Annotated in this window: 7 protein-coding genes; 1 reads left to right on the forward strand and 6 read right to left on the reverse strand. The window is 57.1% G+C overall.

Annotated features, from left to right (window positions below; all coding sequences use genetic code 11):
- Positions 1–29 precede the first annotated feature (29 nt).
- Complete coding sequence (pdeH, locus tag ACQG0S_RS21435) at positions 30–803, reverse strand: cyclic-guanylate-specific phosphodiesterase (RefSeq protein WP_015571521.1); 774 nt, start codon at positions 801–803, stop codon at positions 30–32.
- Between the two features lie 230 nt (positions 804–1,033).
- On the opposite strand from pdeH, the gene ACQG0S_RS21440 reads away from it, so the two are divergent.
- Entirely contained in the window at positions 1,034–1,963 is a 930-nt protein-coding gene (locus tag ACQG0S_RS21440; protein WP_022649722.1) for a sugar kinase, read from the forward strand.
- A 499-nt stretch (positions 1,964–2,462) separates the two neighbouring features.
- On the opposite strand, the gene ACQG0S_RS21445 is transcribed toward ACQG0S_RS21440, so the two are convergent.
- The 5 genes from ACQG0S_RS21445 to bcsZ all read right to left on the reverse strand — a co-directional run bounded on the left by ACQG0S_RS21445 (position 2,463) and on the right by bcsZ (position 12,318).
- Entirely contained in the window at positions 2,463–3,953 is a 1,491-nt protein-coding gene (locus ACQG0S_RS21445) for a M16 family metallopeptidase (RefSeq protein WP_169440819.1), read from the reverse strand.
- 221 nt (positions 3,954–4,174) lie between these two features.
- Positions 4,175–5,461 (reverse strand): C4-dicarboxylate transporter DctC, encoded by a 1,287-nt coding sequence (gene dctA, locus ACQG0S_RS21450; RefSeq protein WP_022649724.1) that lies wholly within the window; start codon positions 5,459–5,461, stop codon positions 4,175–4,177.
- Positions 5,462–5,620: 159 nt separating this feature from the next.
- Positions 5,621–7,627: a biofilm formation regulator HmsP gene (gene hmsP, locus ACQG0S_RS21455; protein WP_169440821.1), complete on the reverse strand. Its 2,007-nt coding sequence runs from the start codon at positions 7,625–7,627 to the stop codon at positions 5,621–5,623.
- Positions 7,628–7,747: 120 nt separating this feature from the next.
- Positions 7,748–11,230 carry a cellulose synthase complex outer membrane protein BcsC gene (gene bcsC / locus ACQG0S_RS21460; protein WP_169440823.1) on the reverse strand — a complete coding sequence of 1,161 codons (3,483 nt, stop codon included), beginning with the start codon at positions 11,228–11,230 and terminating at the stop codon, positions 7,748–7,750.
- The gene (gene bcsZ / locus ACQG0S_RS21465) at positions 11,212–12,318 is read right to left on the reverse strand and encodes a cellulose synthase complex periplasmic endoglucanase BcsZ (RefSeq protein ID WP_048965871.1); all 1,107 of its coding nucleotides are present in this window, start codon (positions 12,316–12,318) and stop codon (positions 11,212–11,214) included. The genes bcsC and bcsZ overlap by 19 nt, the downstream gene beginning before the upstream one ends.
- Positions 12,319–12,320 lie beyond the last annotated feature (2 nt).

The raw sequence follows: 12,320 nt of genomic DNA on the forward strand, positions 1-12,320 counted from the left end.
TATAGTTCAGACAAAGGGAAGCGGGCAGATCAGAGGGTGGTTATCACCTTTTCCAGGGTATCCATGGGGACAGGACGAGAGAGGAAATAACCCTGTGCCGCCGCTGCCGGAGAATTTTGCACGTCGCGCCACTCTTCCAGCGTTTCCACGCCTTCCACAATGACGCCCTGGCAATAGCGGTTCATCAGTTGCAGGAGCATCGTAAACAGGTTCCGTCCTTCCGGTGTCTGGCGCAGCATGATAAACAGATCGCGGGCCACTTTGATGTAGTCATAACGCACTTCGCTCAGGGCGGAGAAGTTGGCCATACCAGTACCGAAATCATCCAGCCACAGCGGGCCAAACTCACACATCGAGGCAAATGAGGAGTCCTGCGGCAGCTGAACATGTTCCACCAGCTCGAAGCGCATCCACGGCAAGGTGGCAATCAGCGCCTGCAGCGTCGCATTCTGACGTAACGCCATCAGGGTTGGGCCATCCACGTTCACCGAAGCCAGAATACCGTGCTGCTCGAAGAACGCCTGCTTCGTCGCCAGCATTCTCAACTGCTCTTCCAGCACGTCAATGCGCTGACGCACGGCAACCTCCGCAAAATAGCGGTCCGGCGCGATACGCTGCGAAGGGTTCGATGGATGAGTGACGACCGTTAACACCTCAATTGCCATTAACCGACCGTCAGTACGGTAGATAGGCTGATAGGTATACGCTCGCTCACATTGCAGCCAGTAGCGATGCTCCTGCAAGTTCTCAATACTTGCCTCAGGCGTAGTGCTCAGCCGCTGGATAACCTGCTCTGACTTCATTTCGGATGTCCTGTTGTATGGGATAGCCTTTCTGGACTCGTCACTGAGTTATCGGCCCGCCAGGTGAGAACTTTATGTTCAATTCAGCGGGAAAATGAAATTAAGATGACAGAAATATGCCGGAACACGCGCTGGCTCAAAAAAAATAATGGAACGTCGTTTTAATATGGTTGACCGTAAAAAACACACAGCGCACACTACCCTTAATTACTCTGTTCAGGTTCACGACTATGTCTAAGAAAATTGCCGTGATTGGCGAATGCATGATTGAGCTGTCCCAGAAAGGCGCGGAAGTCAGCCGCGGTTTTGGCGGCGATACATTGAACACCTCCGTTTACATTGCCCGTCAGGTCGCCCCCGACGCGCTGAGCGTGAGCTACGTTACCGCGCTGGGAACGGACAGCTTCAGCCAGCAGATGCTGGAGGCCTGGCAGGGTGAAAACGTTGAAACTTCGCTGATCCAGCGAATGGAAAACCGTCTGCCGGGTTTGTACTACATCGAAACCGACAGTACCGGCGAGCGCACCTTCTATTACTGGCGTAATGAAGCGGCTGCCAAATTCTGGCTGGAAAGCGATGCCGCCGCTGCGATTTGCGAAGAGCTGGCCACCTTCGATTACCTCTACCTGAGCGGGATCAGCCTGGCGATCCTGAGCCAGCAGAGCCGTGAAAAGCTGCTGTCACTGCTGCGCGAATGCCGTGCCAACGGCGGTAAGGTGATTTTCGATAACAACTACCGTCCGCGCCTCTGGGCCAGCCGCGAAGAGACGCAGCAGGTGTATCAGCAGATGCTGGAATGCACCGATATCGCCTTCCTGACGCTGGACGATGAAGATGCCCTGTGGGGTGAAAAGCCGGTTGATGAGGTCATCGCCCGGACGCAGGCCGCTGGGGTCAGCGAAGTGGTGATTAAGCGCGGGGCGGAGTCTTGCCTGGTGGCGGTGGCGGGTGAAGCCGTGACAGAGGTGCCGGCGGTGAAGCTGGCGAAAGAGAAAGTGATCGATACCACTGCGGCGGGCGATTCTTTCAGCGCGGGGTATCTGGCGGTACGTTTGACGGGAGGTACGCCAGAAGCGGCAGCGCAGCGCGGACACTTGACGGCCAGCACGGTGATTCAGTATCGCGGAGCGATTATTCCGCGCGAGGCGATGCCTGCTTAAGGAATGGGCGGGCTGATGCCCTCACCCTAACCCTCTCCCACAGGGCTGAGGGTTCCCCACAAATTAATGCGAGCACTGAGCAATCCCCTCGCCCCTCCGGGGAGAGGGTTAGGGTGAGGGGAACATACGGCGGTGGTGGTCATTCCGTTCACTTTATGTTCCTTGCTACTCTGTAACGACATGACCGGTGAACGTGCCAGGGTGGCTCAGTCGCCACCACCCTGGCGACCCGGGCTCCCGGCGGTAAATCGCCGCTTCGCGGTGCCCTCGGCTTATTCCTTCCGGCTTATCGGGTACGGGCGGAGGCAACGTCCCTGTAAAGCCGCCCTCTCGGCGCATCCCTGCGCCTCGCCCCGGCCTGCAGGAAACGCCTCAGCGATTTACAGCCGGACCAGGGCATCGCTGACAGCCCTCAGTCATTTAGAAAGCAACTTTATTGCTTCTGCATAAAAAAATTACTGGGGATCCCTCAGCCCACAGGGAGAGGGAACGCAGGGCCTTACTGGCCCTGCGGAATATCGCTCGCATCCTGGTGCAAATCATCGGCCGCCGCCTGTACTGGCTGCGACGGCGTCGCCATGATGGCGTTCCAGGTGGCCTTTAACTCTTTCATGTCATATTCCGGCTCACCTTTCGGCTGCAACAGAATCAACGCCATATCCTGAGACAGCTGCTGCCGCAGATCCTGATTCAGCATCTCCACGGTCAGACCGTTCAGGAAATCCTGACGCAATTTCTGATACTGCTCCGGCGCGATGTCCACGACCTGATTCTGTAAGGAGCGAATGCGCTGGCTGATTAAGATATCGGTATCGGCGCGGGCATAGGTGGCAAACAGTTTCTGCAATTCGAGGGATTTCTGCGCCACCAGCGCGTTAAATTCCTCTTCAGACAGGCCCTCTTTACGCACTTTAGCCAGCTCTTTCGCCACCACGCCGAGATTGGCATTCAGCTTATCACCCGGCGATTCGACGTTAATGGCGCACTGGGCGCGCTGGAACAGCACGCGGCAGTCAAAGCCCAGACCAATGTCTTTCACGTTGTTCTTGCTGAGCGTCTGCTGAACATGCCAGAACAGCGCTTCACGCGCCAGGTCCGCACGCCAGTAACGCAACAGCGCCGAGGACTCGCGGATCGGCTGCCAGGCGGTATCCCACATCATCGAAAGACGATCCTGACGCACGGTATCCGTCATGATACTGACCGTCTCAGGACGCAGCGGGGACAATGTAGGAACAAGGGCGGGCGTTTCACGCTTCCCTTTTAGATCGCCAAAGGCTTTGTTGATCTGCTCTATCACCGCACGGCTGTCCACGTTGCCCACTACAATGAGGGTCATGGCATCCGGGGTGTACCACTGCTGGTAGAAAGATTTCACCTGCTCTGGATCCACCGGCTGTTTCAGCGGTTCTGCCGGGTCGTGGCCAAGCAGCGTGGACCCTTTCAGGCGGTAGCGCCACCAGCCTTCTTTGGTATCCGTCGGCCAGGTCGCCACCATGTCGCTGTTGCTCAACGCATAGTTTACGGTCTCAGGCGTAATCGCCAGTTTGCCGGTGGCATCGGATAGATAGGTAAGCGCTTCTTTAAGCAGATCGTTACGGTTGTTGGGCAGGCTCAGATTAAACATGGTGTAGTCATAGGAGACCACAGCCGGGGGCAGCGGACGTTTAGGATCGATGGCCTGTTGCCATAAAGAACGCACCTGAACCGCCTGCAAACTGCCGCTCTGGGTGAGCGCCAGTCGAGGAATAAAATGGCTTAAGCCGGTCTGCTGGGTGCTTTCAGTGAGGGAGCCGGTATTCACAGCCAGACGAATTTCAATGCGATCGCTCGGACGTTGCGGAGTGGATAACACCTGCCACTGGAATCCGTTCGCCAGTGTTCCCTGTTGCCAGGCCGGGTCTGGCTGGAGCGCATCTGCCTGCACATAACTGGCTGCTGCCATCATCAGCAAACCGCCGGTTAAGAGTCGAATTTTTGTGCCCTGCATGTGAACCCCTGATCAACATTCCTGGTTAAAGAGAGTGTCTCGCGACGTGAGCACTCAAAGATGACGATGAAAACCTTCCGATTAGACAGCGTGTTCGGCTAAACGTCACGGGCGGAAGCGAAATATACCCAAAAAAATTTTGTCGAAATATGACAGGTATGAGCGGTTATTATGCGCAGGTGCCCGCATCCCCACAAGGGAATACGGGCATTTATGAGGGATTAAGAGGATAAACCGGGGGTTTTGTCCTCAGATGTGCGATTATTCAGCGTATCGTTAAGTTTCTTGTGATCCAGCTCTTTTACCCACTTCGCCACCACAACCGTCGCCACACCATTACCAATCAGGTTGGTTAACGCGCGGGCTTCAGACATAAAGCGGTCGATACCGAGGATCAGGGCCAAACCCGCCACCGGCAGATGGCCAACCGCTGAGATAGTGGCCGCCAGCACGATAAATCCGCTACCCGTTACGCCCGCCGCCCCTTTCGAGGAGAGCAGGAGGACGACCAGCAGCGTAATCTGATGGAAGATATCCATGTGGCTGTTGGTGGCCTGAGCAATAAAGACCGCCGCCATCGTCAGGTAAATCGAGGTGCCGTCCAGGTTAAAGGAGTAGCCCGTAGGAATAACCAGCCCCACCACTGACTTACGGCAGCCCAGCTTTTCCATTTTATCGAGCATACGCGGCAGCGCGGACTCAGAAGAGGATGTGCCGAGGACAATCAGCAGCTCTTCACGAATGTAACGGATAAATTTGAAGATGCTGAAGCCGGTCGCACGAGCGATGGAGCCGAGCACCACCACCACAAACAGAATACAGGTGATATAGAAGCAGATAATCAGCTGGCCAAGCTGTACCAGCGTGCCGACGCCGTATTTCCCGATGGTGAAGGCCATCGCGCCAAAGGCACCAATCGGGGCCAGACGCATAATCATGTTGATGATGCCGAAGATAACCTGCGAGAAGCTTTCAATGACGTTAAAAATCAGCTGACCTTTGCTGCCAAGACGGTGCAGGGCAAAGCCAAACAGCACGGCAAACAGCAGTACCTGGAGGATATTTCCGCTGGCGAACGCGCCAATCACGCTGCTCGGGATCACGTCCAGCAGGAAGGCAACAATCCCCTGATCTTTCGCCTGTTCAGCGTAAACCGCCACCGCTTTCGCATCCAGCGTGGCCGGGTCAACGTTCATGCCCGCGCCAGGCTGTACCACGTTGACAATAATCAGGCCGATAATCAGCGCGATGGTACTGACAATCTCGAAGTACAGCAGGGCAACCGCCCCCGTACGCCCGACCGCCTTCATGCTTTCCATGCCGGCGATACCGGTCACCACGGTACAGAAGATGACCGGCGCGATGATCATTTTGATGAGCTTAACGAACGCGTCGCCAAGCGGTTTCATTTGCGCGCCCAGCTCCGGGTAGTAGTGACCGAGCAGAATACCGATGGCGATGGCTGTCAGGACCTGGAAGTAAAGACTTTTGAAGAGTGAGGTTTTCATAGGGTGTCCCTGGAAAGAATAACTACAGGCTTTGTAAGGTTATGGTTAACCTGCGGCTTTAAAATAACACCCACATAACAGGACAGAAATAAACGGGGTTCAAATTTGAAACACAAATGTTAAGAACTTTGAGCTGGCTCGCACAAGCCAGCAACAAAATTACACTTTTGCGTTATTGCCAGCGTCGGCGAGATAGCGTCGCTCAAAGGTATCCGTCGGCACGGCGCGGCCAAACAGGAAGCCCTGACCGCTCTCCACACCCGCCGCAGCCAGCCACTCGCGCTGGGCTTCGGCCTCAATACCTTCGGCAGTCACGTGCAGGTTCAGGCTGTGCGCCATCTGGATAATGGCCTGCACCAGGCTGCAATCCTCCGGCAGCCCTTTCACAAAGGTTTTGTCGATTTTCAGGACGTCCACCGGCAGGGTTTTCATGTGCTGGAGCTGACGCAGGCCGGAATACCCCATACCAAAATCGTCAAGCGCAATGCGGATCCCGGCATTACGCAGCGGTTTCAGAATGGCGACAGCGTCGTCAGGATTGTCAATACAACGGCTCTCGGTGACTTCCAGGATCAACGTGTGGGTCTGGATGCGGTAGCGATGGATCAACTCGAGCATATCCGGCACCATAGTCGGGTGCATCAGCTGTAGCGCAGAAAGATTCACCGACAGCGGCAGCGTGATGCCCCGTTGTTGCCAGGCCGCAAGCTGGCGGCACGACTCTTCCAGCACCCAGTATCCGACGGTGACCATCAGGCCGCAGGACTCGATACGTTCGATCATCCCCTCAGGCAGCTCCCACGTGCCGTCCGGCTGCTGCATGCGCAGCAACGCTTCGGCGCTGGTCACTTCACCCGTGCGCAAATCCACCTGCGGCTGTAGCCAGAGCGCAAACTGGCGATTGTCCATCGCCGTCAGAATGTCGCTCTCTTCCGTCAGGCGCTGCTGGGCTTTTTCCATTTGCTCCGGATCAAAGAACTGGATCTGGTTTTTGCCTTTTCGGCGCGCGGTAAACGCTGCTGAGAAAGCCCGACGGTATAGCTGCTCGGCGGTCAGACCACCGTAGTACATTGCGATACCAATGCTGGCACTTGGGCGAAGCTGGATACCCTGAATGGGTAGCCGCTCATTTATGACAGTGAGTACTTGCTGACCTAACGTAATAGCGTGCCACGGCTCTTTTACACCGTGCGCAATCACCACCAGGTCATAGCCGCTGACCTGGGTAAGTACCATGCGCGGCGCCAGCACAGATTTGATTTTTTCCACCAGCGTCAGTAATAGCATCTCGCGCTGGCTCTCTTTCAGCACGCCCGTCGTGTCCTGCAAGGTCTCGCAGGCAATCACCATCAGCGCGGTGGTCTGCTGGCGAGCGACGGTCTGCTCCAGCAGGGCCATTAAAAACGCTTTGTTTGGCAGGTCGGAAACCGGGAAACGGGTGGCGTTATTACTGACCTCTTCCTGCTGACGCAGGACACGCTGCTGGTTGATATTGTAACTGCGGACCAGCATGCCGATTTCATCGTCGTGATGCAGACGCGGCAAGGGAAGCTGATGCCCCATGTGCTCCTGCGGAGAGAGGTCATTCAGCTCCCGGGCTATGCGGCGCAACGGATGCACAATTAACCGGTTGATGCACCACGTCAGCGCCACGCTCAACATTAAGGTCAAAAGTAAGTAAGTAGTCACTAACGTTGCAACCCAACTCATGACGAATTTATACATGCGGTACGAGTCCGCCTGTAGTACCAGATAGGCCAGCGGCTGCGGGTTAGCCGGTCTTTCCAGGGAATAGAGAGGCAGGGAAATCTGCACCGGCAGTTCAAACAGGCGCATCACCATCATCGGGACGGGACGCTCCGGGATAAAGCTCATCCGCAGCGCCTGGAACTGGTTCGGCAGCACGACGTCGGCGCGGCTCACGATACCGGCGGGCTGAATGCGTTTCAGGATGGATTCCGCCTCGGGGATATCCCCTTTCAGGATCGAGGCCGACAGGGGTTCCCGCACCGAGCGGGCAATACTTTCCAGTTGCGAAGCCGTGTTATAGCGATTCTGCTGTACGGAATGAAACAGCAAAATGACGCAGAAGATGAAGACAAACAGCATTGTGACGGCAGACACCATCGCCATCTGTTTGATCGTTAAGGAACGGCTGACACGCAAAATGACTCTCCACAAAACTCGAAGCGCAGGGCGCACCAGGGCGTAAACCTGGTGCGCCCGAGTATACCCGATAGCTGCACTTTTAAGAGAGACTTACAATTAGATTAAGCAAAAATCCGATCACCAGTCTGCATAAGGCACCAGCGGTTCCGGCGGTAAGTCCATATCACCCTGCCAGCCTGCGGCAGAATACCGAACATAGAGCAACGCATGGCTCGGGGTATAGTCTTTCGCTTCCTGAATATCGACGCCCAGACCGACAAACCAGTTGGACGTCACACGGCGTTCAACAATCGCCCTTGCGGTATAACCCGTCCCTGACGAGCTACTTCCGGTTCCCATCACACCTTTATCGGTATAACGGCCTGGCTCATTGTCCGGGATCAGCCCCTGCAACGGATAACGCATCACATCCTTTGTTTTTGAATGGGACCATGAGACGGAACCACCCAGTTCCCATGACCAGTTCTCTGTGCGTTTACGCCAGTTCACCGGTAAGGCGAACGACACATACTCCTGGGGACTGTAGTAACCGCCCTGGCCCAGCGAATAGCCACTTAAATCCTTATCGTAATGCCAGAGCATGTTGGACACACCGACCGTCAGACGCTCGTTGTTCTGATTGATAAGCTTGTAGTAATAGCCGGTCATCCAGCGGACCCGCCAGTTATCTTCGACATTCTTCCCGGTGAGGCTGTCGGCACTCAGGCTTGACCAGATCCCGTTAGCTTCGCCTTTGTCGTAGCTCATGCTCACGCCGCCACCGGTAGCACGCACGCCGCCCCAGGTGGTGTCGGTATTAGGATCTTTTTGCCCGGCGAAGGCCAGCACCGAGCTGGAAATCGGACGACGATGGGCGTTCAGGGTGTAGCCAATCGGCCCCAAGTCGTTGCTGTAGCTCAGGCTGCCCACCACATCGACCACGTCGAAGCCCATCGGCGTTGTACCGATATCCCACGCCCAGGTGTTGTTCTGCCAGCCGACTGCCACGCTGGCGCCGTTGGCCGACTGGTTCGTGCTGCCGTGACATGGCGTTTCGGCGCAGGTACCCCACGTTGGATCGTAGGTTCCATTGTCCGTATCAAAGGAACCGGCGTTCATATTGACCAGATCGCTACGGAAGAACATGCGGCCATCCGATAGCGGCGCATCCACCTGGAGCATAGTGGTGTGCGCTTTCAGGTCGGAATAGCCCCCCGTGCCGCTGGATCCCCAGTAGTCGTGTTGCAGCGTGACGTTCAGATCCTGCTGACGATAAAGATCGCCTGCATCGCTGCGCACGCCGCGCTTCAGCCAGTCATCTTTCTCATCGTTACGCGTGAGCCGCGTAAAGCTGTCGTTATCGGTTGGACGAGTCGTCGTGATGCCCGATGAGACCATCGCATCTTTCCAGGTTTCCAGCGCCTGCTGAGGCTGGCCGTTTTGCGCCTGGAAACGGGCGGCATCACGCATCACCAGCGCACTTTCCATAGAAGGCGGCTGCGATTTTGCCTGCGGAACAATGGTGTTGAAGGTCTTTTCTGCCGCGGCAGGATCACCCAGACCGGCCTGCGCCATGGCGATCCGGCGCTGCATATTGAGGGAGAGCGGTTCGCCGTTTTGTGCCGCGGGCAGTTTCGCCAGCTCAGCGCGAGCGGCGTCCCTGTTGCCCTGAGCAAGATTGACTTCGGTCAGGCCGAGAATTGCGTCTTCGTTCTGCGGTTCCCGTTGCAGGACGGTGTTGTAGGCGGTTTTCGCGGCCTCATGATCGCCACGCTGTTCAGCCCAGTCTGCCAGCGTTAAGTCAATACGGGTGGACGGGGGCTGCTGGCGAAGCAGCGCTTCCGCTTCCTGCTCTTTTCCACCGTCGCGCAGGCGGTTGGCGGTTTCCAGCACCTGATTACTTTGCAGGCGGTCCGCCAGCGCCTGGATGTTGCCGTTCCACTTGTCGCGCGGCAGCGTGTTCAGATGCGCCAGCGCGGCCCGGTCCCGATCGTTACCGGACAGGTACAGCCCGCTGGCGTAAACCTGATCCGGATCGCCCGGTTTCTGGCTTGCCAGCTGGCGCATCAGGTTATCTGCCTGGCTGCGCTGACCCGCGCTATACAGATCGCGTGACAGTCGGTAGGTGATCCACACGTCGCCCGGGGAAAGCGCAAGGCGTCGGCGCTGAATTTCTGCGGCCTGCGCATAGTTTCCCTGGCTTTCCAGCTGTTCAGCCTGAGCCGAGAGCTGCTCGTTCGTCAGGCTACGTTCAATATCATCAATGCTGCGGCGCTGGCTGGCAGAGAGCGACTGAATAAACTGCGTCGCCTTCTCCGGAGACTGCTCGCGATAAATATTGGCAAGACCGCGTACCGCGTTGCTGTTGCCGCTGTCCATCCGCAATGCCTGGCGATAATAGCGTTCAGCCGCGTCGTTATCTTTCCGCGCCGCCGCCGCGTCACCCAGCCCCAGGACCGCGTAGCTGTCCGTATTGTCAATGTTGCGCGCCTGCTGATAATAGCGTTCCGCCTGGGCTGTCTTGTTGGCTTTCAGGGCGTTGTCACCCTGCTGGATCAGCAGCCAGTATCGGTTAACCTTCAGCAGGCTGTCCCATTTGCCCCGGTTGTCGCTCTGCGGATCAAGGGCGATCGCCTTTTCAAACTGCGCAACCGCGCGGGCGCGATCGCCTTTCTGCGAATAGGCCTGCCCCAGCGCGCCTACGGCTTCACTGTCGGCGTGGTTGGCGCTGACTGCTTTCTGCAGCTCCGTTACCGCTTTACTGCCCTGCCCGGCATCCACTGCGGCTAACCCTTCGGCTTTGGCGCGAAACGCCGGATCGGCGAGCTGTTTTTGCTGCGCTTCAAGCTGGGCGCGCGCCGCCGTCACGTTATCGCCATCGCTGAACACGCTCAGGTATTGTTGCAGCGCGGTAACGCTGGCGCTGCTGGCCGGCTGATCTTTGATCTGCTGGTACCACATGTCCGACGCCTGACTGCGGCCATTGTTCGATTTGGCCATCTCCTGTAACACCGCAAACCCTTCATCACGCCGTCCGCTCTGGAACAGAAGCTGCGCCAGCGAAGCCTGTAGCGGGGCGTTGCCCGGACTGCTGGCGTTGATTTTCTTCAGCTGATTAATGGCCAGATTGCGGCGGGCAGGCTCTTTCGCCACCACGTTCCAGTACTCCGTCGCGATGTCGCCGCTGGGCGGATTACCGTCAAACAGTTTGTCATACGCGGCAATAGCTTCCTGCGTGTGCCCGGTGGTGGCGAGCAGGCGAGCCTGCTGGAGGGCCTGGCGACCATCCGGCGTGGAGAGCAGCATGGTCGTACGGGAGGACTGATACGCACTGGAATCGGGTGCCATTCCTTTCAGGCGATCCAGCTCTTTTTGCGCGCCCGCCGTATCCCCCTGTCGTAACAGGTAGCGGAAGCGAGCGGCAATCACGTCCGGGTTGTTGGGGTCGATCAGCTCAAGGCGATAGAGCGACTGGCGCACCAAATCCTCACGCTGGGTGGATTCCCCCAGACGAACCTGTTCCAGCAGCTGTCTCTGCTGCGGGGAGTTGGCGGCCTGGGCCAGGGGCATGAGCGCCAGGCCAAGCGATAAGGCGAGTAGATTTAGTGTGAACGTGCGCATTCCTGGCCCCAATCCGGTAGTAATTCACCTTGCGCGGTGAAACGAAAACGATGCTGATCCCACCCTTGTCCAAAGAGGGTCAGAACGTAGCTGTAATAAGCATTGTTATCGGGAAAACGATCGGCGACACGCTGGCGTTGCACCGCCTGCGCGTCCCGTTCTTGTAAAAATGGAAGCAGGGAGGCAGAAAACCCTACCGGCCCATCTCCGGTACGTTTCCCGGTCGCTACGTCCACTTTTTCCGGCGGTAAGCCTTGTTTGATTGTGGTGGTCGCCATGGGCTTGAAACGCGCCAGTAGCCGGGCTTTTTGCGGATCGTTATCGTTCATCATCCCTACCCACAGATAGACGCGAATCGCATCGTAGCTGCCGATCAGGGATGCATCCTGCGACAGCTGCCAGCCGCCCTTTTTCTGGTATTTCACCCAGTTCGGGGAAAATCCTTTAGGCGCGGTCTCCAGCAGCAGACGCAGGTTGGTTTCACGGAGCGTTGTCCACGGTGCGCCGAAACGGGTGAAATAGCTCGCAAGCTGCGGCGGCAGGTAGCTGGGGTTGAAGCGCCAGACACTCTCTTCGGCAAAACCGACTTTACCCGGCAGCAGCATAGAACCCAGCCCCGGCACCTTCACCACTTCCTCACTGGCAATGCGCGTCAACAGCGCCTTACCCGTGCGTGTGTAATCGGGATTTTTCCACAGCCGCCCGGCTTCCAGCAGCGACCAGGCAATCCAGATATCGGCATCGGACGCGGAGTTAGGGTCGATAACCGCCCAGGTGTTGTCGTCCTTTTTTCCCCATAGCCACGCCGGGAGATGTTGGGCTAAATCCCCCTCGGCAAGGTTATCGCGCGTCCATGTCAGCAGCAGATCAAACGTCTTGCGATCGTTTGCTGTTAGGGCAAAGAACAGTCCGTAACTTTGCCCTTCGGAGGTGGTAATTTTGCGCGCGTCACTGGGATCAATGACGCGCCCACTTTCGCTCATATAATCCTGTTTGAACGTCTCCCAGGCAGGCCAGCGACAGGCGGCGTGAAGATTCGCCGCCGTCAGCATCAACGCTGCGACTACACACCCGCGAAAGATTTTCATCA

This window comes from Enterobacter cloacae complex sp. 418I7 (assembly GCF_050030705.1).
GTDB lineage: Bacteria > Pseudomonadota > Gammaproteobacteria > Enterobacterales > Enterobacteriaceae > Enterobacter > Enterobacter intestinihominis.